General features: G+C 65.8%; 25 protein-coding genes. 9 read left to right on the top strand and 16 right to left on the bottom strand.

Features of this window, described 5'->3' with window-relative positions:
• Position 1 precedes the first annotated feature (1 nt).
• Positions 2-1,066, top strand: a complete 1,065-nt coding sequence (locus DKT77_RS08260; RefSeq protein WP_109811244.1) for an FAD-binding oxidoreductase — start codon at positions 2-4, stop codon at positions 1,064-1,066.
• A 125-nt stretch (positions 1,067-1,191) separates the two neighbouring features.
• Positions 1,192-1,914 carry a hypothetical protein gene (locus DKT77_RS08255; RefSeq protein WP_109811227.1) on the top strand — a complete coding sequence of 241 codons (723 nt, stop codon included), beginning with the start codon at positions 1,192-1,194 and terminating at the stop codon, positions 1,912-1,914.
• Between the two features lie 71 nt (positions 1,915-1,985).
• On the opposite strand, the gene DKT77_RS08250 is transcribed toward DKT77_RS08255, so the two are convergent.
• Entirely contained in the window at positions 1,986-2,189 is a 204-nt protein-coding gene (locus DKT77_RS08250) for a hypothetical protein (protein WP_109811226.1), read from the bottom strand.
• Between the two features lie 139 nt (positions 2,190-2,328).
• Between DKT77_RS08250 and DKT77_RS08245 the strand changes: the two genes are divergently transcribed.
• The 4 genes from DKT77_RS08245 (at position 2,329) to DKT77_RS08230 (ending at position 5,178) form a co-directional block, all read left to right on the top strand.
• The gene (locus DKT77_RS08245; protein ID WP_109811225.1) at positions 2,329-3,369 is read left to right on the top strand and encodes an AraC family transcriptional regulator; all 1,041 of its coding nucleotides are present in this window, start codon (positions 2,329-2,331) and stop codon (positions 3,367-3,369) included.
• Positions 3,370-3,511: 142 nt separating this feature from the next.
• Positions 3,512-4,012 (top strand): anthrone oxygenase family protein, encoded by a 501-nt coding sequence (locus tag DKT77_RS08240; RefSeq protein WP_109811224.1) that lies wholly within the window; start codon positions 3,512-3,514, stop codon positions 4,010-4,012.
• 138 nt (positions 4,013-4,150) lie between these two features.
• Entirely contained in the window at positions 4,151-4,492 is a 342-nt protein-coding gene (locus DKT77_RS08235) for a hypothetical protein (protein WP_109811223.1), read from the top strand.
• A 110-nt stretch (positions 4,493-4,602) separates the two neighbouring features.
• Positions 4,603-5,178 (top strand): exopolysaccharide biosynthesis protein, encoded by a 576-nt coding sequence (locus tag DKT77_RS08230; protein ID WP_109811222.1) that lies wholly within the window; start codon positions 4,603-4,605, stop codon positions 5,176-5,178.
• A gap of 12 nt (positions 5,179-5,190) precedes the next feature.
• Here the strand turns inward: DKT77_RS08230 and DKT77_RS08225 are convergent, their stop codons facing one another.
• From DKT77_RS08225 to DKT77_RS08210, 4 genes are all read right to left on the bottom strand, one after another.
• Entirely contained in the window at positions 5,191-5,868 is a 678-nt protein-coding gene (locus tag DKT77_RS08225; RefSeq protein ID WP_109811221.1) for an SDR family oxidoreductase, read from the bottom strand.
• A 224-nt stretch (positions 5,869-6,092) separates the two neighbouring features.
• On the bottom strand, positions 6,093-7,526 hold the full coding sequence (locus tag DKT77_RS08220; RefSeq protein WP_109811220.1) for an NAD(P)(+) transhydrogenase (Re/Si-specific) subunit beta: 1,434 nt from the start codon (positions 7,524-7,526) through the stop codon (positions 6,093-6,095).
• A gap of 14 nt (positions 7,527-7,540) precedes the next feature.
• On the bottom strand, positions 7,541-9,112 hold the full coding sequence (locus tag DKT77_RS08215; RefSeq protein ID WP_109811243.1) for a Re/Si-specific NAD(P)(+) transhydrogenase subunit alpha: 1,572 nt from the start codon (positions 9,110-9,112) through the stop codon (positions 7,541-7,543).
• 129 nt (positions 9,113-9,241) lie between these two features.
• Positions 9,242-9,691: a methyltransferase family protein gene (locus DKT77_RS08210; RefSeq protein ID WP_109811242.1), complete on the bottom strand. Its 450-nt coding sequence runs from the start codon at positions 9,689-9,691 to the stop codon at positions 9,242-9,244.
• 326 nt (positions 9,692-10,017) lie between these two features.
• Between DKT77_RS08210 and DKT77_RS08205 the strand changes: the two genes are divergently transcribed.
• Positions 10,018-10,509, top strand: coding sequence for a GNAT family N-acetyltransferase (locus DKT77_RS08205; RefSeq protein WP_238547752.1), 492 nt, complete (start codon positions 10,018-10,020; stop codon positions 10,507-10,509).
• An 18-nt stretch (positions 10,510-10,527) separates the two neighbouring features.
• Here DKT77_RS08205 and DKT77_RS08200 read toward each other — a convergent pair whose 3' ends face one another.
• The 3 genes from DKT77_RS08200 to DKT77_RS08190 form a co-directional block, all read right to left on the bottom strand.
• Complete coding sequence (locus DKT77_RS08200) at positions 10,528-11,304, bottom strand: gamma-glutamyl-gamma-aminobutyrate hydrolase family protein (RefSeq protein WP_109811218.1); 777 nt, start codon at positions 11,302-11,304, stop codon at positions 10,528-10,530.
• A 111-nt stretch (positions 11,305-11,415) separates the two neighbouring features.
• Positions 11,416-11,586: a DUF2256 domain-containing protein gene (locus DKT77_RS08195; protein ID WP_238547751.1), complete on the bottom strand. Its 171-nt coding sequence runs from the start codon at positions 11,584-11,586 to the stop codon at positions 11,416-11,418.
• Entirely contained in the window at positions 11,586-13,133 is a 1,548-nt protein-coding gene (locus tag DKT77_RS08190) for an FAD-binding domain-containing protein (protein WP_109811217.1), read from the bottom strand. Before DKT77_RS08190 ends, DKT77_RS08195 begins: the two co-directional genes overlap by 1 nt.
• 112 nt (positions 13,134-13,245) lie before the next feature.
• Between DKT77_RS08190 and pepN the strand changes: the two genes are divergently transcribed.
• Both pepN and DKT77_RS08180 read left to right on the top strand, forming a co-directional pair.
• Positions 13,246-15,795 (top strand): aminopeptidase N, encoded by a 2,550-nt coding sequence (gene pepN, locus DKT77_RS08185; RefSeq protein ID WP_109811216.1) that lies wholly within the window; start codon positions 13,246-13,248, stop codon positions 15,793-15,795.
• Positions 15,796-15,871: 76 nt separating this feature from the next.
• The gene (locus DKT77_RS08180; RefSeq protein ID WP_109811215.1) at positions 15,872-16,744 is read left to right on the top strand and encodes a lysophospholipid acyltransferase family protein; all 873 of its coding nucleotides are present in this window, start codon (positions 15,872-15,874) and stop codon (positions 16,742-16,744) included.
• A 48-nt stretch (positions 16,745-16,792) separates the two neighbouring features.
• Here the strand turns inward: DKT77_RS08180 and DKT77_RS08175 are convergent, their stop codons facing one another.
• From DKT77_RS08175 to rpoD, 8 genes are all read right to left on the bottom strand, one after another.
• Positions 16,793-17,554, bottom strand: a complete 762-nt coding sequence (locus tag DKT77_RS08175; protein ID WP_109811214.1) for an ABC transporter permease — start codon at positions 17,552-17,554, stop codon at positions 16,793-16,795.
• A complete protein-coding gene (locus tag DKT77_RS08170; protein WP_109811213.1) occupies positions 17,551-18,474 on the bottom strand; it encodes an ABC transporter ATP-binding protein in 924 nt (307 codons plus the stop codon). Before DKT77_RS08170 ends, DKT77_RS08175 begins: the two co-directional genes overlap by 4 nt.
• Before the next feature lie 14 nt (positions 18,475-18,488).
• Positions 18,489-19,613, bottom strand: coding sequence for a bifunctional diaminohydroxyphosphoribosylaminopyrimidine deaminase/5-amino-6-(5-phosphoribosylamino)uracil reductase RibD (ribD, locus tag DKT77_RS08165; RefSeq protein WP_338016073.1), 1,125 nt, complete (start codon positions 19,611-19,613; stop codon positions 18,489-18,491).
• Entirely contained in the window at positions 19,610-20,077 is a 468-nt protein-coding gene (gene nrdR, locus DKT77_RS08160) for a transcriptional regulator NrdR (RefSeq protein WP_109811212.1), read from the bottom strand. The genes ribD and nrdR overlap by 4 nt, the downstream gene beginning before the upstream one ends.
• Positions 20,078-20,219: 142 nt before the next feature.
• Complete coding sequence (locus DKT77_RS08155) at positions 20,220-20,660, bottom strand: hypothetical protein (RefSeq protein ID WP_109811211.1); 441 nt, start codon at positions 20,658-20,660, stop codon at positions 20,220-20,222.
• Between the two features lie 7 nt (positions 20,661-20,667).
• The gene (locus DKT77_RS08150; protein WP_109811210.1) at positions 20,668-21,105 is read right to left on the bottom strand and encodes a secondary thiamine-phosphate synthase enzyme YjbQ; all 438 of its coding nucleotides are present in this window, start codon (positions 21,103-21,105) and stop codon (positions 20,668-20,670) included.
• A 31-nt stretch (positions 21,106-21,136) separates the two neighbouring features.
• Complete coding sequence (locus DKT77_RS08145; RefSeq protein WP_109811209.1) at positions 21,137-21,424, bottom strand: HlyU family transcriptional regulator; 288 nt, start codon at positions 21,422-21,424, stop codon at positions 21,137-21,139.
• A 12-nt stretch (positions 21,425-21,436) separates the two neighbouring features.
• The gene (gene rpoD, locus DKT77_RS08140) at positions 21,437-23,428 is read right to left on the bottom strand and encodes an RNA polymerase sigma factor RpoD (protein WP_109811208.1); all 1,992 of its coding nucleotides are present in this window, start codon (positions 23,426-23,428) and stop codon (positions 21,437-21,439) included.
• Positions 23,429-23,546: the final 118 nt, after the last annotated feature.

The raw sequence follows: 23,546 nt of genomic DNA, 5'->3' as shown, positions 1-23,546 counted from the left end.
GATGCCGCGCGACGACACGCCTCCCTGGGACGGCAACGAACCGCTGGAATGCACCGCCGCCATTCCCGAGGCGCCAAATGTGGTGACCTTTGCGTTCCGCGCGCCGTCCGGGGCATGGTTCAAGTATCAGCCGGGCCAGTTCATCACGCTGCATCTGCCGGTGGCGGGCGGCCCGCTGCTGCGCACCTACACGATTTCGTCCAGCCCCTCCCGGTCGCTGTCGCTGTCGGTGACCGTGAAGGCACAGGACGGGTCGGTGGGCACGCGCTGGATGCTCGACCATCTGCGCCCCGGCGTGCGGATAAAGGCGGGCGCGCCCGCGGGACTGTTCACCCTGCCGCGCCAGCCCGACGACAAGTACTTGTTCATCTCGGCCGGGTCCGGCATCACGCCGATGATGTCGATGACCGGCTACCTGTTCGACCGGGGCGAACAGCCGGACGTGAGTTTCATCACCTGCGCTAGGCGCCCTTCGGACATCATCTTCCGCCAGCGGCTGGAATTCATGGCGTCCCGCGTGCCGGGACTGCGGCTGCATTTCGTCGTGCGCGAGGACGACCCCTATCACACGTGGACGGGGTATCGCGGCCGCTTCAACCAACTCATGCTGGGGCTGATGGCGCCGGACTACCTTGACCGCAAGGTCTATTGCTGCGGGCCGGAAAGCTTCATGCAGGCGGTGCGCGACATGTTGCACGCGCTCGGCTTCGACATGGACAACTACCATCAGGAAAGTTTCCATGCGCCGGTGGAACGCCGCTCCGATCTGCCCGAGATCGACGACGTGGTTCCCGACGAGGCCAGCGAGGCCGAGATCACCTTCGTCGCCTCAGGCGTGACCGCGAAATGCCACGAAACCGACACCGTGCTGGCCATCGCCAAGGCGTCGGGACTGAATATTCCTTCTGGCTGCACCTTCGGCGTCTGCGGTACCTGCAAGATCCGCAAGACGGAGGGCGAGGTGCACATGCTGCACAACGGCGGCATCAGCGAAGACGACATTGCCGCGGGCTACATCCTCGCCTGCTGTTCCAATCCGATCGGTAAAGTCTCGGTGGAGGTCTGAGGCAAGCCCCGAAGACAGGACAGGCTTGCACTCCGACCGTATTGTTAACCTTTTTTACCAAACATCTTGCCCAGACGTGGGGCTGATAATATCAAATGATTGTCAAAAAGAACCAAAGGTAAAAAATGAAAAACTTTAGATACCTCGCCTGCATCGCGGCCCTTGCGGCCCCGCTGCCGGTCGCTGCGGCTTCCTATACCTACCTTATCGACTACACTTTCCCGATCTTGCGGGAAGGCAACCAGCTTGGCGCATTTGCAGATCCGATCCCGGGGCGCGGAGGCATCAAGGGCGATATCACCTTTGGCGACGACTTTTTGACCACCCGCACGCCGCTCAGCTACAATCTGACGACGACGAACACCTCGACACGGTCGAATGTCGAAAACCTCTATTCCTTCTCCTCGAGCGATCCGAACGAGGTTTATTCCTTCACCCCCGCAGGCACTTGGGACAGCTTCATGTCGCTGACCTTCAACGACCAGTCCTATGCCCAGCCCTGTTCGCCGAATTCGCCGACCGCAGCGCGTGGCACCTATTCCATCGCGGGATCGCGGCTGACCCTGGAGATCGACAAGAATTTCACGCCCGGCGATGCAGGCTTCAACATGCAGGGTTGGGAGCTTTTCGGAAAGACTAAGTATTGCGCCTCTGTTGGGTACCCGTTGAACGAACATGAACATACGGCGCCAAACAACAGTTCGGTATTCATGGCTCTGACGACAACCGGCGCGGGTGACGGAACCGGTAGCGGCGTCAACGCTGTGCCCGTTCCCGCCGCGCTTCCGCTTCTGGCCGCGGGCCTCGGTAGTCTTCTGGCCTTTGGCCGCCGCACACGTCGCGCCTAGTCACGCCCGCGTGGCTGGCAAGGGTGTAGCAGTTCGCCTACCACATGAAGACGGTGCGGGCGCTGCACCCGTTATAATACCAATGCTCCGCGGCGAAAGGGTGCACCACAGCGCCGCCGCCGCGTTCTGCGACGCGTCACCGCAAGCGCGGGCTCGTCGTCCTGCCACGTGCCATACAGTGCCAGCCCGACTCGCGCGGGCACGCCGGGGCAATCCCCGACCGACCGCAACTGCGCCTTGCCCTTGATCGCATCGATCAGGTCCAGTTCGGCCATGCGCGCATTTCCTCCTGCCGTGGCCCCCGACCGTCCAATTCGCCAAGCCTGCCTGTGACGCGCCCCGCGATCAACCTTTCCGGGCAGGCCGCGCGCCACAGCGCTGGAAAATCGCCCCCGGCCCCGTATAACTCTTGCCATGGGGGCGGTGACTTCTCTCTTCGTGCACAAGATGGTGGCGGCCGCTGCCGGGCCGGGCGTGGACGCCCGCGCGATTCTGGGCTTGGTCGGCCTCGACCCGGACATACCGCCCGACCCCGGAACTATGATCGCCGCAACCGCTTATTACGACCTGCTGGAACGGATCGCGACGCTACGCGACGTGACCGACCTGCCCCTGCGCACAGGTGCCTCCATGCGCTGCGACGATTACGGCGCGCTCGGGCTCGCCTTCAAGGCCGCGCCGACGCTGCAGGGCTCCTATGACCGGGTGGCGCGCTATGCCCGGCTTTGGACCACCGTGGTGCAGTACGAATTGCGGCTCGACGGCGCGAACACCTGGTTCATGCTGCACCGCGCAGGGCCGCGTCGTCTGGGCATGCGTCTGTCCAACGAGGCGACACTGGCCAGCGCCACCGCCATTGCCCGCGAGGTGCATCCGGAGGGGCGCTTCACCCCGCTCGAGGTGCACATCGCCCACCCCGCCCCGCGCAACACCGACGCCCACACCGCTTATTTCGGCTGCCCGGTGCTTTTTGGGTCCGACCGCGACGCGCTGCTGATCTCGCCCGGCGCACTGGCAGAACAGAACCGTCTGGGCGACACCGGCATCACACGCTTTCTGCTGTCGCATCTCGACCGCGAACTGGCCGAATTGACCGGCGCGGCCGACGTGACCGGCCTCGCCCGCGACGCCATCGCCCGTGCGCTCAGCGAAGGTCAGCCGCGCATGGACATGGTCGCGCGCCGCCTGGGCATGAGCGCGCGGTCCCTGCACCGACGGCTCGCCCGCGACGGGCTGACTTTCCAGGCGCTGGCCGAGGACACGCGCCGCGAACTGGCCGAGGGGTTGCTGGGTGATCACCGCTACAGCCTTGCCGAGATCGCATTCCTGACCGGCTTCTCGGAACAAAGTGCGTTCAACCGGGCGTTCAAGCGCTGGGTCGGCACCACGCCCGCCAGTTACCGCCGCGCCCGCGTTGCCGGCATCCCGGCGGCTGCAACACCCCCCAGCGCGTGACCTGATCTGTCAAACCGATGGCGGGCTCGGCCAAGACCGGGCCGCCGCCGCCATGCGATACCGCAGGCGCCCATGAAGGGCCCCACACCGATCCGGCCGCACCGGCCCGGCGCCGCGTCGGCCCCAATGAAAGGTTTCCACGATGCCCCTCTGGTTCGCCCTGATCGCCCAAGCCGCGCTGTTGTCCTATGCGCTGGTCGGCGGCGTGTTCCTCGCCTTTTCCGACTTCATCATGCGGGCGCTGTCGCAACTCGACGGCGCGTCCGGCGCGGGCGCCATGCAGAACATCAACCGCGAGGTGTTCCGCTGGGTGTTCATGACGCTTTTCCTTGGGCTTGCGCCGGTCTCGCTTCTGCTGGCGGGCTACGGCGCGCTGTGGCTCGGCGGTACGGCCGGAGTGCTGATCGCGCTGGGCGGGCTTGTCTACCTGCTGGGCTGCTTTGCCGTGACGGTTGCGGCCAACGTGCCGATGAACGAGGCGCTGGCCGCCATGGACCGGAGCGCCCCGGCGACGCAGGCCTACTGGTCCGGCACGTACCTGCCGCGCTGGACCTTCTGGAACAGCCTTCGCACACTGGCCTGCGCACTGGCGGCGGCGCTGCTGCTGGCAGGGCTGCTGCGTGCCGGCCATCCGCCCGCCTGACCAATCCGGACAGGGCCGACCCGCCTGCCCCGCTTGCACAAGTCCGGAAGAAACCCGTTGGACGGCGCGCGCATCGCGCGCAGACTGGGCGCAGGCGGGCCAGCCCGGCGCCGCTCCCGAACCGAAAGAGCCGCCCAAATGTGCAAGGATAAGAAAACCACTTTCAACCTCGACGCACCGGCCTTCACGCCCTCGTCGGCGACACCGCCGGCGCGGGCGATGGTCTATGACGGCACCGACGAAGGCGCCATTTCCAAGGAATACTTCGTTGTCGAAGGCCCCTGCCAGAACTTCCGCACGATCCTGCCGCACGGCCACATCGTCTATGACATGTATGGACGGCTGACGAACATCTCGTACACGGCGCGCAACGGAACCAAGATCGGAACCGTGGCCACCCCCACCCATTGGGCCACCATCCGCGCGGATTCGATCCCGATCCATGACGGGCTGGCATGGTACGCCGCCGGCTGCCCGTGACCGGCGCGCGCCCCAACTGACAGCGCGTCCGTTACCATGGACGCAAGGGAACCAGACCGCTCGGCGCGCATTGTTCCTTTGCACTCCTCACCGCGAAGGATACCTGACCAATGTCGAACCGGCCGCTTCACACGATCCGGCGGGATCTGTCCAATCTTGCCGAAGACGAATCCCGCGTGTCGCTCGGCGCCGTAGTGCGAACGTTGGAAACGCGCGGGTTCGGACCGCTGCTTGCGGTGCTGGCGGGGTTTCTTCTCTTGCCGGTGGGGATGCTGCCGGGCTTTCCGGCTCTGATCGGCCTGCTGCTGATCGCCACCGGCGGTCAGATGCTGCGTGGCAAGGCCGGATTATGGCTTCCAGGCCCGATCGCGCGGATCGACCTGCCGGCGGACCGGCTTCAGTACAGCAGCGACAAGGCCGGCCCTCCGGTCCAGCGCGTGCGCCAACTGGTGGCCGAACGGATGACATTCGCCGTCGGGGTCACCGCCACCCGTGCCATCGCCGCGATGCTGCTTGTGTTCGGCCTTGCGATGATCGGGCTCGGCTTCGTGCCCGGCCTGCCGTTCCTTCTGGCCCTGCCGGTGCTTCTGTTCGGGCTTGGGCTGACCTTCCGCGACGGTCTTCTGGTCTGTGCCGGGGCGCTGTGCACCCTGCCCGCCGTGGCGACGGGCTGGGCCGGGGTATAGGCCGCGAGGCGATCAGCCGGTCGGCATCACAGTAATTTCCTGAACGCTCGCCCGCTCTGGCCGGGTCAGTGCGAAGACCACCGCATCGGCCACGTCCTCGGGCTTCAACTTGTCGGGCTTGGGTTCCGAAAAGAACGGCGTGTCCACCATGCCCGGCGCGATGACGGTGCAGCGCCCGCCCCATTCGCGCATCTCCTGCGCCATGTTCCCACCATAGCCGTGCACGAACCACTTAGACGCGCCGTAGATCGACCCGGAAATGTGGATCTTGCCTGCAACCGACCCGGTCAGAACGAGGTGCCCGCGCGTCTTGCGCAACTCCGGCAGCGCAGCTTTCGCGGTGTAGAGCAGTGCCATGATGTTCAGGTCAATCAGGCGGCGCCATTCCTCCGGGTCGCCGGTCTCGGTCCCGGGCGTGTCGAGCCCCATGCCCGCATTGGCGAAGGCCGCGTGAAGGCCGCCGAAGCGTTCGGACACGGCGGCGATGGCGGCCGTCTGCGCGTCGAGATCGGTGGCATCGCCGGGGACGATGAAGCTCGCCTCGCCCAGTTCCTTGTGCAGCTTGGCCAGCTTGTCTTCGGAGCGCGCCATCAGCCCGACATTCCAGCCCGCCGCGACAGCGGCCCGCGCCGTGGCCCCGCCGATGCCGCTGGATGCGCCGGTGATGAAAACTGTCTTGCGGTCGGTCATGGGTATCTCCTTCTTGGTGTTATGGATCACCTAAGCACGATCCGCGGCCATGCCAGCCCATGCCTGCCGCGCGACGCGGGTGCCCTTGCGGCACTGTCACCGCGCGGGGGGGTACGGGCTCCCAGCAAGGTTCCTACAACGGTCCGGCGGCCTGCGGCGGGCGCCGGGCATGAAAAAACCCCGGCGGCGACGCCGGGGTTCAAGATCGTTTCGGTCGGGACCGCCTAGCTGATCTTGGTCAGCAGCGCGTTCACAGACTCCTTCGCATCGCCATAGAACATGCGGGTATTGTCCTTGAAGAACAACGGGTTCTCGATCCCGGAATACCCCGCGCCCTGGCCGCGCTTTGACACGAAGACCTGCTTGGCCTTCCACACTTCCAGAACCGGCATCCCCGCGATGGGGCTGTTCGGGTCATCCTGCGCCGCCGGGTTCACGATGTCGTTCGACCCGATCACGATGACAACGTCCGTATCCGGGAAATCTTCATTGATTTCATCCATTTCCAGCACGATGTCATAGGGGACGCGGGCTTCCGCCAACAGCACGTTCATGTGCCCCGGCAGACGTCCGGCCACCGGGTGGATCGCGAAACGCACCTCCTTGCCCTGCGCCCTGAGCCGCTTCGTCAGCTCGCTCACGGCCTGCTGGGCCTGCGCGACCGCCATGCCATAGCCCGGCACGATGATTACGCTGTCTGCCTCGTCCAGCGCCGTCGCCACTCCGTCCGCGTCGATGGCGATCTGCTCGCCCTCGATCTCGGCCGCGGGCCCCTGCGTGCCGCCGAAGCCGCCCAGGATCACGCTGATGAAGCTGCGGTTCATCGCCTTGCACATGATGTAGGACAGGATCGCGCCCGAAGAGCCGACCAATGCACCGACCACGATCAGCAGGTCGTTGCCGAGGCTGAAGCCGATCGCCGCCGCCGCCCAGCCCGAGTAGCTGTTGAGCATGGACACCACCACCGGCATATCGGCGCCGCCGATGCCCATGATCAGGTGGTAGCCGATGAACAGCGCGCAGAGCGTCATCAGGAACAACGGGAGGAACCCGCCGGTGGAGAAGTACCACACGAGGCACAGCACCGAGATCACCGCAGCGGCGATGTTCAGAAGGTGCCCGCCGGGCAGTTTCTTGGCCGCCGACGACACCTTGCCCGCCAGCTTGCCATAGGCGATCACCGACCCGGTAAAGGTGACGGCCCCGATCAGGATGCCGAGATACAGTTCCACCCGCAGGATGGCCTGTTCCACGCCGTCCTTCTTGGCGATCAGCGCGCCGAAACCTTCCAGCCCGGCTCGTGCGGCATCGTCCATCGCCAGCACGCGGCCCAGTTCGAAATGAGCGTTGTAGCCGACGAATACCGCCGCAAGACCGACGAGCGAATGCATCGCCGCGACCAGCTGCGGCATCTCGGTCATCTCGACCCTGGTGGCGACATACCAGCCGATCACGCCGCCCGATGCGATCAGGACGACCGACAGCACCCACAGGCCCGACCCGGGCCCGATGAGCGTGGCGAACACCGCGAGCGCCATGCCGACAATGCCGTACCAGACCGCGCGCTTGGCGCTTTCCTGCCCCGACAGACCGCCGAGGCTGAGGATGAAGAGGACTGCCGCGACCACATAGGCCGCCGTCGTGAATCCGAATTCCATTGTCCCCTAACTCCTTACGATTTCTGGAACATGGCGAGCATGCGCCGCGTCACGAGGAAGCCGCCGAAGATGTTGATCCCGGCCATGAACACCGACAGCGCGGCCAGTACGATCACCAGGAACGACCCGGAGCCGATCTGCATGAGCGCGCCCAGGATGATGATCGACGAAATCGCGTTGGTGATCGCCATCAGCGGCGTGTGCAGCGAATGGCTGACATTCCAGATCACCTGGAACCCGACGAAGACGGACAGGACAAAGACGATGAAGTGCTGCATGAAGCTCGCCGGTGCCACCAGCCCGACCGCCAGCAGCAGCGCCGCGCCCACGGCCAGCAAGGTCACCTGCTGACGGGTCTGCGCCTTGAAAGCTGCCAGTTCCGCGGCGCGCTTTTCCTCGGGCGTCAGTTCCTTGGCCTTTTCCTTCTTGGGCGCTGCCGCGATCGCCTTCACCTTGGGCGGCGGCGGCGGGAAGGTGATCTCGCCCTGGTGCGTGATCGTCGCGCCGCGGATCACGTCGTCTTCCATGTTGTGCACGACCTTGCCGTCCTTCTCGGGCGTCAGGTCGGCCATCATGTGGCGTACGTTGGTCGAATAAAGCGCGCTCGATTGCGCGGCCATCCGGCTGGGAAAATCGGTATAGCCGATGATGGTCACGCCGTTGTCAGTGACGATCTTCTCGTCCTTCACGGTCAGCTTGCAGTTGCCGCCGCGTTCCGCCGCAAGATCCACGATGACCGAACCGGGCTTCATCGCCTCGACCATGTCGGGGGTCCAGAGTTCGGGCGCCTCGCGGTTCGGGATCAGCGCCGTGGTGATCACGATGTCCACCTCGGGCGCCTGCTCGCGGAAAAGCTTGAGCTGCGCTTCGCGGAATTCCGGGCTTGAAGGCGCGGCATAGCCGCCAGACCCGGCGCTGTCCTGACTGTCCTCGAAATCGAGAAACAGGAACTCCGCCCCCATGGACTCGATCTGTTCGGCCACTTCGGGTCGCACGTCGAAGGCGCGCACGATGGCGCCCAGCGACGTGGCGGTACCGATCGCGGCAAGACCTGCAACCCCGGCGCCGACGACCAGCACCTTGGCGGGCGGCACCTTGCCTGCGGCGGTGACCTGCCCCGTGAAGAACCGGCCGAAATTGGCACCGGCCTCGATCACCGCGCGATAGCCGGCGATGTTGGCCATCGACGACAGCGCGTCCATCTTCTGCGCGCGGCTGATGCGCGGCACCATGTCCATTGCGATGACGGTCGCGCCACGCTCCTTTGCGCGCTCCATCAGCGCCTCGTTGGCGGCGGGCCAGAAGAACCCGATCAGGGTCTGACCTTCACGCAACTGGTCGATTTCACCCTCCTGTGGAGGGCGCACCTTGGCGATGACATCCGCGGCAGCGAACACGGCCGCGGCGTCGGGCAGCACTTCGACACCGGCCTCCGAATAGGCATCGTCGGTGATGCCCGCGGCGGCGCCTGCGCCGGTCTCGACCACACAGTCGTAGCCCAGTTTCGCCAGCTGGGCGGCGGATGCGGGCGTCAGCGCAACGCGCGCTTCTCCCGGCTCAACCTCGCGTATAACTCCGAACTTCAAGATGATCGCTCCTTCCTCACGGCGCCTTTCGGCGACCTTGGTGCCCCCATGGATCGGACACGTTCCCTGCAAAGGGCTGCGTCATTGTTGGGACGATTGCAAGATATGCCTTGGATGTAACGCACCCGGTCAGATCCAGCGGCGGGTTGTTTCTGCGTAACGGTCGAACGCGGCGCCGAAGCGCTCGCGCAGCCGGTCCTCCTCGGAAAGGATGAACCGGTCGGTGATCAGCCAGACGAAAAGCGGCACCAGCAACAGCGACGGCCAGGCTTCCCAGCGGAAGATCAGCCCGCACAGGATCAGCGTGTCACCAAGGTAGATCGGGTTCCGGCTGCGCCGGAAGATCCCGGTGCTGACCAGCGCGTCGGGAACGAGGTGCGGGATAACCGTAGTGCGCGCACGGTGCATCTCGGTCGCTGCCAGCACGATCAGCACCAGGCCGCCGCCCACCAGAAGCCCGCCGACAAGATCCGAGGCCGCGCTGTCGCCCGGCCCGACCGGCAGCCGCGCCGATTGCACCCAGGCCAGCGACACGAACACGCCAAGCCAGATCGGCGGAAGGTCGATCCATTTCGTCATGTTCAGTCCCAATCCAGCCTTCCTTGCCCGTTCTGTGATGGTCCGGGCAGACCTTGCCCCGATCCTTGCCGGGCTTGTTTCGTTAACCGGGCAACAAAATTGCTTCCTGCTAGCCCGCCGGTCCTGATTTTTCAAACGGTTTCCTGACCCGGTGCAACATCGGGCCGTCCGGAGGGGTTGTGGCATTGCCCATTGCGGTCCGACCGTGAACCGTGACAGAAGACACACGTTTTTTCCGATGTCACGGAGGCCGCCGCGATGGCGTACCGCTTGTTTCCCCGCACACGGCTTGCGCCGAAGCCGCTGCCCCGCCCGGATCGCGCGCCTTGATCCGCATTCGGCCCTTCATCGCGGCGGATGCCGATAGGCTGGCGGAGGTGTTTTCCCGTGCGGTGCGCGAAGGCGCGGCCGGGGCCTACAACGAGGCGCAGCGCCGTGCCTGGGCCAGCGCGCCCGATGCACCGCCAGCCTGGAACGAGCGGCTTGGGGCCGAGATCACGCTGGTCGGCGAACGCGACGGGCGCGTGGCCGGGTTCATGACATTGGCCCATGACGGACATATCGACCTTGCCTTCGTGCTGCCCGAGGAGATGGGTCGCGGACTTGCTGCAGCGCTGCACGACCGGGTCGTGGCCGAGGCGCAGGCGCGCCGGATGTCACGCCTGACCACCGAGGCGAGCATCATTGCGCGGCGGTTCTTCCTGAAGCAAGGCTGGCGCGAACTGTCGGAACAGCAGATCGAACTGCGCGGCGTACTGTTGACGAACTACGTTATGGAAAAGCGCCTGACTGCCCTCGCGCCTGCGGCAGACGCCTGACGCAGGGAGGCACGCCGCTCAGGCGCTTTTCAGTTGGCTGCTGGCGCCACAAGCACGCCAGTCGGCCAATGCCTTGCCGAACGCGGTGAACAGAACGCGCGAGACCGGGTCGTTCGCCGCGTTCCATTCAGGATGCCACTGCACTGACAGCGTGAAGCCGGGCGCGTCGCGGACATAAATCGCCTCGGGGGTGCCGTCGTCGGCGGTGCCGTCGATCACGATGCGCGCGCCCGGTGTCTTGATCCCCTGCCCGTGCAGCGTGTTGGTCACGACCTCTTCGGCGCCCATTAGTCGGTGGAACACCCCGCCGCGCGTGAATCGGACGCTGTGGCGAAGTTCGAACTTCTCTTCCAGCGTCCCGTCGGGCGGCATGCGGTGGTTCATGCGGCCTGGCAGATCGCGGATTTCCGGGTGCAGCGTGCCGCCCATCGCCACGTTCACTTCCTGAAAGCCGCGGCACACACCCATCACGGGTTGGCCGCGCGCCACGCATGCCCGCACCAGCGGCAACGTGATCGCATCGCGGGCCCGGTCGAATGCGCCATGGGCCTCGGTCGCGGCCTCGCCGTATTCCTCGGGATGCACGTTCGGTCGACCGCCGGTCAACAGGAACCCGTCGCAGATGTCCAGCAATTCCTCGATCGACATAAGGCGCGGATCGGCCGGGATCAGCAGCGGGATCGCCCCTGACACCATCGACACCGCTTCACTGTTCATGGTTCCGCCGGCATGGGCAGGGTATTCGTCGTTGATCAGATGTGAATTCGAAATGATGCCGACAACCGGTCGAGTCATGTCACGCCTTTCCTGTTCGTTTGGAATTTAGTCGTTTTCCCGCCTCGCGTCGAGAAGCGCTCCCGCACAGACCGCCCCGCATATGTGCACTGCCGCGAAAACAGGCAGGTTTCAGCGTTTGTCGCGCCCCGGATCGGCAGGCTTGCGCGCCCCGGCGCAGCGACGCGAGCAATATCGCACCTCGTCCCAGGTGCGGGCCCATTTCCTGCGCCACGTGAACGGCAGCCCGCAGCTTGCACAGGTCTTGGTGGGCAGGTCGGCCTTCTTCACCCCGCGCGGCATCAGAACCCGAAGCTCCCTTGTCGGTCGTCGTCTTGGGCTGCGGGACGGCGGCGTCGCGGCTGGCGATCGTTGACGAAATGCCCGGCGCTATCCTTGCGGCTGGCGTGCTTGTGGACGATCCGCGCGGCTTCTTCCCGAAAGGCGCCGCCCTTGCGCACCGCCCAGACCCGCTCGCGCGCCGTGCGCGCGGCCTCTTTCACATCGACGATGGGCGGCGGATAGCCTTGGTCGGCAAGACTTTCGGCCCCGGACCAGCGCCATGGCTCGTGCACGAACGCATCGGGCACCTCAGCAAGTTCCGGCACCCAGCGCCGCGTGAAGGTGCCGTCCGGGTCCTGGTCGTGGCCCTGCTTGACCGGGTTGTAGATCCGCACCGTGTTCATGCCGGTGGTGCCCGACTGCATCTGCACCTGGCTCCAGTGGATGCCGGGTTCGTAGTCGGTGAACCGACGGGCAAGATGCAGCCCGGTGACGCGCCAGTCCAGCCAAAGGTGATAGGACGCCACCGCCATCAGCATGGACCGCATCCGGAAATTCAGCCAGCCGGTATGATCGAGAAAGCGCATGCAGGCGTCGACGAAGGGCAGCCCGGTGCGCCCCTCGCACCACGCGGCAAGACGCGCGGTGTCGGGCGTGTCGGGGCGCATCCCGTCGTAAGCGCTGTGCAGGCAGCGGAATTCCAGCGAGGGCGCGTCCTCGAGTTTTTGCATGAAATGATCGCGCCATGCGAGCCGTGACTGGAACGACTTCAGCGATCCGGCCCAGCCGTCGCGGGTGCCGCGCACCTCGCGCTGGCGCGCGCCGGTGGCCTGGGCCGCCTCGCGCCCCGACAATGTGCCAAGCGCCAGATGCGGGCTGAGCCGCGAGCACGCCCATTCCCCGTCCAGCGGTGAAGACATGGCCGCGCGGTAGCCCTGGCCGCGTTCCGTCAGGAACCCACCCAGAAGCGCAAGCGCCGCGCTGCGACCACCCCGCTGGCGGCCTGGGCACGGGTCCGGCGCCAGGCTCAGATCAGCGGCCGACGGGATCGGACCGGGCGCTTCTTCCAGATCGGCGAAAGGCACCCCTGTCGCGGCAACGGGTTCTGCTTGCGCCGCGCGCAGGAACCTGTCGCGCCGGGCGGACCAGCCGTCGCGCCCCGGCAGGCGTCGCACCACACCCGATTGCGGTACCTCGTGCCATGCCACGCCGGCCGCGCGGGCCCACGCGGCGACGCGCAGGTCGCGGGCGTAGGTCCAGCCGTTGCCGGTTTCTTCATGGCTGACGATCCGCGAGATGCCGTGCCGGGTGCACAGCGCAGACAGCACCGCGACCGCCTCGCCGCGCCGAACGATCAGCGGCGCGCCGTGGCGGGCACAGTCTGCGCGCAGTTCGTCAAGACATTCGGCGGTGAAGGCCCATTGCCGGGCCGAGGTGTCGGGCAGCGCCCAGTAATCCGGCTCCGCGATGTAGAGTGGAAGCACGCTGTCCGGGCCCCGCGCGGCAAGAGCCATTGCGGGATGGTCGGCAAGGCGCAGGTCGCGCTTGAACCAAAGGATCGTCGTCATAGCGTGTCAGATAGGCGGAGCGGCCCGCCGGGAAAGACCTCGCGTTGTTGGCCCGCCCTTGTGCCGCGCGGCGCAACCGCTACACCTTGAGCAGCCCCAAGCGGAGAGAGCGATGCGCGATCCAGCCCCCAAGACGATCTATCTGGCCGACTATACGCCGCCCGCCTACTGGGTGGATGACGTACACCTGACCTTCCGCCTTGCGCCGTCGTCCACGCGGGTGGTGTCCCGCATCCTGTTTCGCCCGAACCCGGACGCGCCCGGGCCATTCTTCCTGCATGGCGAGGCGCTGACGACGATCTCGGTTCGGATCGACGGACAGCCAGTCTCGCCGACGCCGGTCGAAGGCGGCATCGTCTGCGATGTGCCGGACCGTCCTTTCACCTGGGAAGCCGAGGTGGAGATCGACCCGCAGGCCAACACCGCGCTGGAGGGGCTTTATCTATCTGGCGGGATGTACTGCACCCAATGCGAAGCGGAGGGTTTTCGCAAGATCACATATTACCCCGACCGGCCCGATGTGATGGCCCCGTTCACGGTGCGCATAGAGGGCGACGCGCCGGTGCTTCTGTCCAACGGCAACCCGTCGGGCAGCGGGCCGGGCTGGTCCGAATGGCATGATCCCTGGCCCAAGCCCGCCTACCTGTTTGCACTGGTTGCCGGCAATCTCGTGGCGCACCGGGACAGGTTCACCACCCGGTCGGGCCGCGACGTGGAACTCGCGATATGGGTGCGCGAGGGCGATCTGCACAAATGCGCTTTCGGCATGGACGCGTTGAAGCGGTCGATGGTCTGGGATGAACGGGTCTATGGGCGGGAATACGATCTCGATGTTTTCAACATCGTCGCGGTGGACGATTTCAATATGGGCGCGATGGAGAACAAGGGGCTGAACATCTTCAACGCCTCCGCCGTGCTGGCCAGCCCGGACACCGCGACCGATGCCAATTTCGAACGCATAGAGTCGATCATCGCGCACGAGTATTTCCACAACTGGACGGGCAACCGGATCACTTGCCGCGACTGGTTCCAGTTGTGCCTGAAGGAAGGGCTCACCGTTTTTCGCGACCAGCAGTTCAGCGCGGACGAACGCAGTGCGCCGGTCAAGCGGATCGATGACGTGCTGGCCCTGCGTGGGCGGCAGTTCCGCGAGGACAACGGCCCGCTGGCGCACCCCGTCCGGCCCGAGAGCTTCGTCGAGATCAACAATTTCTACACCGCCACCGTCTACGAGAAGGGGGCCGAGCTGATCGGGATGCTGCGCCGCCTTGTCGGCGCGCAGGCATATGACCGCGCGCTGCAGCTGTATTTCGAACGGCATGACGGCCAAGCCTGCACGATCGAGGACTGGATCGCCGTGTTCGAGGACACGACCGGGCGCGACCTGCGCCAGTTCAAGCGCTGGTATTCGCAGGCCGGCACGCCGCGGCTCGATGTGACGGACAGTTTCGAGGACGGGCGCTACACGCTGCATTTCCGACAGCACACGCCGCCCACTCCGGGCCAGCCGGACAAAGACCCGCTGGTGATCCCGGTCGCGGTCGGGCTTCTTGCCCCGAGTGGCGAGGAGGTGGTGTCGACCACGTTGCTCGAAATGACCGAGGCGGAGCAGAGCTTCGCTTTCGACGGGCTGTCGGCGCGGCCGGTGCCATCGCTCCTGCGCGGGTTTTCCGCGCCGGTGATCCTGACGCGCTCCGCGGACAATGCCGAACGCGCCTTCCTGCTGGCCCATGACACCGACCCGTTCAACCGCTGGGAAGCCGGGCGCGCGCTGGCCAAGGATGCGCTGATGCGCATGGTGACGGACGGTGCCGCACCCGATGCCGCGTTCATCGAAGCGCTGGGGCTGCTGCTGGACGACGACTCCCTCGACCCCGCGTTCCGCGCGCTGGCGCTGCATTTGCCGGGACAGGACGATCTGGCCCAAAGCCTGTTCGACGCCGGGGTGACCCCGGACCCCGGCGCGATCCACGCGGCCTGCGAGGCGATGGCCGATGCAATGGCCGAGGTGCTGGAACAGCGACTTGCCACGATTTACGATGCAATGCAGGTTCCCGGCCCCTACAGCCCCGATGCGTCGGCGGCGGGCCGCCGCGCGCTAGCCAATGGCGCACTCTCGCTGCTCAGTCGCCGGGACGGGGCGGCGCGGGCCGCGACACAGTTCGCGGCGGCGGACAACATGACCCAGCAGCTTGCGGGCCTTGCCGCTCTGGTGCGGCGCGGACGCGGCGAGGACGCCTTGGCCGCTTTCTACGACCAGTGGCGCGGGGACCGGCTGGTGCTGGACAAGTGGTTCGGCCTGCAACCCGGTCTCGCGCAGCCGCAAGACGCGGCGGATGTCGCAACGAGGCTGACTGCGCACCCCGATTTCGACTGGAAGAACCCCAACCGCTTCCGCGCGGTGCTGGGCGCGCTGGCCGCCAATGCCGCGGGATTCCACCACCCGTCCGGCGCCGCCTACACGCTGATGGCGGACTGGCTGATCCGTCTGGATCCGGTGAACCCGCAGACCGCCGCGAGGATGACCACGGTGTTCGAGACATGGCGCCGCTATGACGCGGACCGGCAGGCGCTGATCGCCGATGCTCTGGAGCGGATCGCTGCGACGCCCGGCCTGTCGCGTGACACCGGCGAAATGGTCAACCGCATCCGGGGGGCGTGAGGGGAACCTTTATGTTGCCCGCGTGTTGGGCTAACTTGGTCACACAGGTTTCGCAAAACCGTGGTTTGGTAGCCCGATGAAAGACAGACTCGACCCCCTGATCGCAGAGCGTGCGCCGTGGCTCTATGCCAATCACCCGTGGTCCGCTCCGTCGCGCGCGGTGCTGATGCGGATGCTGGGATACGACCGCACCGTGCGGCTGGGCGAGTACCTTCAGGACCGCTCCATGCCCGAGATCATGGCGACGATGGGCGCACTTCTGGCCAAGGATGTGGAAGTGTCGGGGCTGGGCAACCTGCCCGCCCGCGGGGCCGCGCTGGTCGTGGCGAACCATCCCACCGGGATCGCCGACGGCATCATCCTGAACAGCGTGATCGCCCGCGCGCGGGGTGATGCGTTCTTCTATGCCAACAGCGACATCCTGCGCGTGTTGCCGCAGATGGACAGCCTTATCTGCCCGGTCGAATGGCGGCTGGAGAAACGCACCCATGCCAAGACGCGCGAAACCATGGCCTATACCCGCAAGGCGGTAGATGCAGGCAGGCTGGGCGTGATCTTCCCGTCCGGGCGGCTGGCCAAGCGGCGCGGGCTGCGGCTGTTCGAACGGCCGTGGATGGCCTCGGCCGCGATGATCGCGCGCAAGTTCGACCTGCCGGTGATCCCGGTCAACATCCGCGCGCGCAACTCGGCGCTGTTCTACCTGTTCGACCTGATGCATCCCACGCTGCGCGACATAACGTTGTTCCACGAGACGCTGAACAAGCACCGCCAGCCCTATCGCATCACGGTGGGAGAGCCGATCTCGCCATCGGCGCTGCCGACGAAATCCGAGGACGGGATCGAGATGCTGCGCGCCGCGACGCTGGCGCTTGGCGGGCGCTATGCGCCGTCCGTCTCGTTGGTTCAGAGCACGCGGCTGCCGTCTTGGGCGAAACCGGCCATCGGCTGACCCGACAAGCGGCTCCGCAACACCCTTCGACCCTGCCAGCCCCGGCTGTCAGTCGCGAAGGCGCCAGCCGGTACGGAAGATCCATGCCACGACGCTCACGCAGGCCATCGTGAACAGGGCGATCGCCGCCAGCGACCAACCGACCGCGATATCGGACTGCCCGAAGAACGCCCAGCGGAACCCCGAGATCAGGTAGACCACCGGGTTGAACAGCGACACGGTCTGCCAGATTGGCGGAAGCATGGTGATGGAATAGAAACTGCCCCCGAGGAATACCAGCGGCGTGATGATCAGCAGCGGGACCAGTTGAAGCTGCTCGAAATTCTGCGCCCACAGGCCAATGATGAAGCCCAGCAGGCTGAAGGAGATGCATGTCAGCAGCAGGAAAGCCAGCATGGCCGCGGGGTGCAGGATCGTAAGGTCGACGAAAAAGAAAGCGGTGCCGAGGATGATCAGCCCGACGATCAGCGCCTTGGTGGCTGCGGCGCCGACATAACCGATGACGATTTCGAGAAAACTGACCGGTGCCGACAGGTGTTCGTAGATCGTCCCGATGAATTTCGGGAAGTAGATGCCGAACGAAGCGTTCGAAATGGATTGCGTCATCACCGACAGCATCACGAGGCCGGGCACGATGAATGCGCCATAGGCCACGCCCTCCACCTCGTCGATCCGGGAGCCGAGCGCGGCCCCGAACACCACGAAGTAAAGCGATGTGGACAGCACAGGCGACAGCAGGCTCTGGCCGAGCGTGCGGTTGAAGCGCGCCATCTCGTGGCGGTACATCGTCCAGATGGCGTGGCCGTTCATGCGGTGTCCTTCAGCAGGTCGACGAAGATATCCTCGAGCGAGCTTTCCCGCGTCTGCACGTCCCGCAGCCCGAGCCCCGCCGCCGTGACATCGGCCAGCAGCGGCGCAATGTCCACGCCGTCATTGGCGTCGTAGCTGTGCAGCAGCGCCTGCCCGCCCGGTTCCAGATCCAGCCCTTTGCCCGTCAGCGCGGCCGGCAAATCGGGCAGCGGCGCGCGCAGTTCCATGCGCAGCGTCTTCTTGCCCAGCCGTCTCATCAGCCGCGCCTTTTCTTCCATCAGCAGGATGCGCCCACCGTTGATCACGCCGACCCTGTCGGCGATCGCCTCGGCTTCTTCGATGTAGTGGGTCGTCAGGATGATCGTCACGCCGTCCGCCTTGAGGGCGCGCACGATGTCCCACATGTCGCGGCGCAGCTCCACGTCCACGCCTGCGGTCGGCTCGTCGAGGAACAGCACTCGCGGGTCATGGGCCAGCGCCTTGGCGATCATCACGCGGCGGCGCATCCCGCCCGAAAGCTCGCGTGCCATGGCATCTTTCTTGTCCCACAGCGACAGGCGGCGCAGAACCTGTTCGACCCGCGCGGGATCGGGCGGCAGCCCGAAGATCCCGCGCGAGAAGGCAATCGTGTCGCGCACCTTGGTGAAGGGCTCCAGCACGATTTCCTGCGGCACGAGCCCGATCAGCCGCCGCGCCGCCCGGTAGTCTGCCAGGACGTCATACCCACCCACACGGATCTGCCCGGAGGTTGGCCGGGTAATCCCGCAGATGCTCGAGATGAGCGTGGTCTTGCCCGCGCCATTCGGTCCCAGCAGGGCAAGGATCTCGCCCTCTTCGATGGAAAGGTCCACATCCCTGAGCGCCTGGAAACCGCTGCCATAGGTCTTGCTCAGCGCGTCGATCTGGATAATGGCGGCCACGGCAGGTCCTGTTGTCAAGTCGGGGCAGACAGGGCACGCCGCCGCCAGTGATGAAGAATATCGTCGCCGAGCGCGCGGGTTTCAACCAGCGCGAACCGCGGGGCCTGATTCAGTGCGGAAATGCCCATCGCGCCAAGCCCCGGCCAGCCTTCGGCCCCGAGGATCAGTCCGGCAGTGTAGCCGATCAGGTCGTCCACCACCCCCGCCGCCAGAAGCGAGGCCCCGAAGGCGCCGCCGCCTTCGCAGAACACGCTGTTGATCCCCGCCGCACCAAGCGCCGCCAGGCAAGCCGCCGGGTCGATCTGCCGGTCCGCGCCGGGCTGAACGACCATGCAGCGCGCGCCGCGGTTCTGCCAGCGGGCGATCCGGTCGGCGGGTGCGTCGGGACCATGAAGCAACCAGAGCGGCGCTGTGCCCGCGCCGCGCGCCATCACGCCGTCCTCCGGCAGGTCGAGCCGACGGGACACGATGACCCGCACCGGTTGGTGCGCCATTCCGAGGTCCCGCACGGTAAGCGACGGATCGTCAGCCCGCGCGGTGCCGCCCCCGACCATGACCGCGTCGTGCCGGGCGCGCAGGGCATGGACGTGGCGGCGGGCGGCGGGCCCGGTGATCCAGCGGCTTTCGCCCGATGCGGTGGCGATGCGCCCGTCGAAACTGCCTGCCAGCTTGAGCGTCAGCGCGGGGCGCCCGCGCCTCTGGCGGGACAGAAACCCGAAATGGGCGATCTCGGCCTCGGCCGCGCAGACGCCTTCGGTCACCGGGATTCCGGCCGCGCGAATGCGCGCCACGCCGCCGCCATCGACGCGCGGATCGGGGTCGCGCAGCGCGATCACGACCCGACCGACCCGCGCCGCGACCAGCGCGTCGCAACAGGGCGGTGTCTTTCCGTGATGCGCGCAGGGTTCGAGTGAAACAAAGGCCGTGGCGCCCTCGGCCGCTTGCCCGGCTTGCGCAAGCGCCACGGTTTCGGCATGGGGCCGCCCGCCCGGCTGGGTCCACCCGCGCCCGACGATCCGCTCGCTCTGCACGAGGACGCAGCCCACCGCAGGGTTCGGCCAGCACCGACCCTGTCCGCGCTGCCCGAGCGCAAGCGCCAAAGCCATGAAGCGCGTGTCGCGGGCCGCGCCCCCGGTCACGTTTCGGGAGGTGTTTCGGGCCGCAATTCCGACACGAAACGGTCGAAATCGTCTGCCGCCTGGAAGTTCTTGTAGACGCTGGCAAAGCGCACATAGGCCACGGTGTCGATCCGAGCCAGCGTCTCCATCACGATCTCGCCGATGGTGCGCGACGGGATGTCCTGTTCGCCCAGGCTTTCCAGCCGCCGTACGATGCCCGAGATCATCTTTTCCATGCGTTCGGGCTCGATGGGACGTTTCTGGAGCGCGATGCGGATAGACCGTTCCAGCTTGTCGCGGTCGAAATCCTCGCGGCGGCCGTTGGACTTGATCACCACGAGGTCGCGCAACTGAACCCGTTCATACGTGGTGAAGCGCCCGCCGCATTCGGGACAATACCTGCGCCTGCGGATCGCCACATGATCTTCGGCGGGACGTGAATCCTTGACCTGCGTGTCGACGTTTCCGCAAAAGGGACAGCGCATGTGACCTCTCCTTGCGAGGGTCTTGCCCTCCGTGTCTAGGACTATAGGCACCTTACCACAAATTGGGTAGCCCCGATTTTCGGACGCAAGATCAACGGCGCCGCAGGCGCAAAGGTGCCCCGTGTGCCGTGAACCGCTCGTGTCAGTTGAACGTGAAGCCCACGCCGCGCCCTTCCCAGCACAGCGACTGGGCGAAGGCCACCGTGAAGGACGCCCCGCGCCGGTTCATCGGGGCGTTGGTCACCAGCGGTAGGGTCCGCGGGCCTTGCGGCGCAATCTCGAACACCATGCTGCGCCCGCCCGCCACCGTCTGGCTGGGGCCGTCCGGGTCCGTGACGACGACGCGTTGCGCGCCGCGGGCGTTGCGCATGATCCGGGCGTATTCCCCGGCGGCACAGAAATAGTCGCCCCCCGACGTGCCGGGCCGGGCCAGGACTTCGAACCGCCCTGCCGATAGCTGGTAGATGCGCAGGTCGTTGCGCGCCACGAAGGACGGTTGCGGCCCGGTGAGCGCGGCGCACCCGGCCAGCAGCAAGGCGAAAAGCAGAACGGCGCGACCGGAAAGGCGGATTGCATGGGTCATAAAGCGATCATACGCCCGGCGCTGCGCGAACGGAACCGTCCAAGGCAAGATGCGCCGCAACAGTCCTGCGGTGTGGCGCGGCCCGATGTTCGAAAAGGTAGATGCCTTGCCAGGTTCCAAGCGCAAGCCGACCGTCGATCACCGGGATCGACAGGCTGACCGGAAGCATCGACGCCTTGATGTGGGCAGGCATATCGTCTGGCCCTTCGTTGCGGTGCACCAGATAGCGCATCGACGGATCGTCGGCCGCCGGCACGAGGCGACGAAAGAACGCCTGGAGATCGCGCTGAACATCCGGGTCGGCGTTTTCCTGCACCAGAAGCGAGCAAGATGTATGGCGCACGAACAGCGTCAGCAGCCCTGTGCCCGACACCCACGAGGCCACGTCTCGGCCGAACTCATAAAGCCCCGGACCGCGTGTCCGAATCGTGAAACTGGTCTGCATCGCCCTGCCCGCTCAAGGACTGGATACCGGATCAGTCGAACATCCGGTCGCCCTGTTCGTCGATCACCTGCCGTGCCTTGGCAAGACTGGCCGCCGCCGCCGCGTCGGCGCTGTCCAGCGTGTCGGCCCGGATCAGGCGGTGTGTCTTCTCCACCCCGTCCACCACCTTTACGATCCGCGCGGCAACGCGCCACTTGCCGCTTTCGTTGATAGGTTCCGGATGGATGTCATAGCCGTCGTGCCGAACGGGCTCCGCCGAAGGCGCAGCCTCGGGCGACTTCTCAGGGCCCTTTCCGAACAGGCGGGACAGGATCGACATTCAACGACTTCCTTACTGATCTAGGAACGAGCGCAGCTTGCGCGACCGGCTGGGATGCTTGAGCTTGCGCAGCGCCTTCGCCTCGATCTGACGGATCCGTTCGCGGGTGACGCTGAACTGCTGGCCTACCTCCTCAAGCGTGTGGTCGGTGTTCATGCCTATGCCAAAGCGCATCCGAAGCACCCGTTCCTCGCGCGGGGTAAGGCTGGCCAGAACCCGCGTCGTCGTTTCCTTCAGGTTGTCCTGAATCGCACTGTCCAGCGGCAGGATCGCATTCTTGTCCTCGATGAAGTCGCCAAGCTGGCTGTCTTCCTCGTCGCCGATCGGCGTCTCGAGGCTGATCGGCTCCTTGGCGATCTTCATCACCTTGCGGACCTTCTCCAGCGGCATCTGAAGCTTGGCGGCCAGTTCCTCGGGCGTCGCTTCGCGGCCGATCTCGTGCAGCATCTGGCGGCCGGTGCGCACCAGCTTGTTGATCGTCTCGATCATGTGCACCGGAATGCGGATCGTGCGCGCCTGATCCGCGATCGAGCGTGTGATCGCCTGCCTGATCCACCATGTCGCGTAGGTCGAGAACTTGTAGCCGCGGCGGTATTCGAACTTGTCCACCGCCTTCATCAAGCCGATATTGCCTTCCTGAATAAGATCAAGGAATTGCAGGCCGCGGTTCGTGTACTTCTTGGCAATCGAGATCACCAGACGCAGGTTGGCTTCGACCATTTCCTTCTTGGCTTGCCGCGCTTCCTTCTCGCCCTTCTGGACCTGCTGCACGATCCGCCGGAATTCCGTGATGTCGAGCCCGACATACTGGCCGACCTGGACCATCTCGGCGCGCAATTCATCAACCTTCACATGCGAACGTTCGAACAGCGCCTGCCAGCCGCGCCCGGCATTGGCCTTCATCCGGTCCACCCAGTTCGGGTCGAGTTCGGCTCCGCGATAGGCATCGATGAAGTCGCGCCGGTTGATCCGCGCCTGGTCGGCCAGCTTCACCATGGCGCCGTCGATCGACATGATCCGGCGGTTGATGCCGTACAACTGGTCGATCAGCGCCTCGATCCGGTTGGCGTGCAGGTGCAGCCCGTTGACCAGTTCCACGATTTCCGACCGCAGCTTCTGGTAGATTTCCTCGTCTGCATCGCTGAACCCGTCGTCGCCCGCCAGCGTGGCGTTCATCCGGCGCTCCTGGATCTCGGCCAGCGTTTCGTAGTCCAGCGCGATCCGGTCCAGCGTTTCCAGCACGCGCGGCTTCAGAGCGGCTTCCATCGCGGCCAGCGACATGTTGGCCTGATCGTCGTCCTCGTCGTCGTCCTCGCGCTGGATGGGGTTGCCGTCGGCGTCGTATTCCTCCTGCTGGCTCTTGTCCTCCTTGGCAGCTGGCGCAGCGTCGCCCAGCGGCGCGACGACGGGTTCGACGGCGGCCTCGCCGTCTTCGTCCATCGCATTGCCGAAGGTGGTTTCAAGATCGATCACATCGCGCAGCAGAATGTCCTCGGACAGCAGTTCATCGCGCCAGATTGTGATCGCCTGGAAGGTCAGCGGGCTTTCGCACAGCCCCGCGATCATGGTGTTCCGGCCGGCCTCGATCCGCTTGGCGATGGCGATCTCGCCCTCGCGCGAAAGCAGTTCGACCGACCCCATCTCGCGCAGGTACATGCGCACCGGGTCGTCGGTACGGTCCAGCTTCTCGGTTTCGGTCTGGGCAACGGCAACCTCGCGGGAACCGCCGGTGGTCACGAGGTCGGTTGTCTTGCCATCACCCTCCTCGGCCTCTTCTTCCTCGATGATGTTGATGCCCATCTCGGACAGCATCGACATCACGTCCTCGATCTGCTCCGAAGACACCTGATCGGGCGGCAGGACTTGGTTGAGTTGATCGTAGGTTATGAAGCCGCGTTCTCGGGCCTCGGCGATCATCTTCTTGACCGCGGCCTGGCTCATGTCGAGCATCGGCTCCGCATCGGAATTGTCCTGCTTTCGATCGTCAGTGTCCTTGGCGGCCATTCGGGGCTCCTTGCTGGCGTCGGTGCGTCGCGTCAGGTGATACGAGAATCACATAGGTCGCCCAAGTGATTCGCGCCCGTGTCTAAGCGGTTTTTTTTGACATTTCCCCCATAAAATA

The organism is Meridianimarinicoccus roseus (assembly GCF_003172915.1).
GTDB classification, from domain to species: Bacteria; Pseudomonadota; Alphaproteobacteria; order Rhodobacterales; family Rhodobacteraceae; genus Meridianimarinicoccus; species Meridianimarinicoccus roseus.
This window is presented reverse-complemented; position numbering and strand designations above follow the sequence as displayed.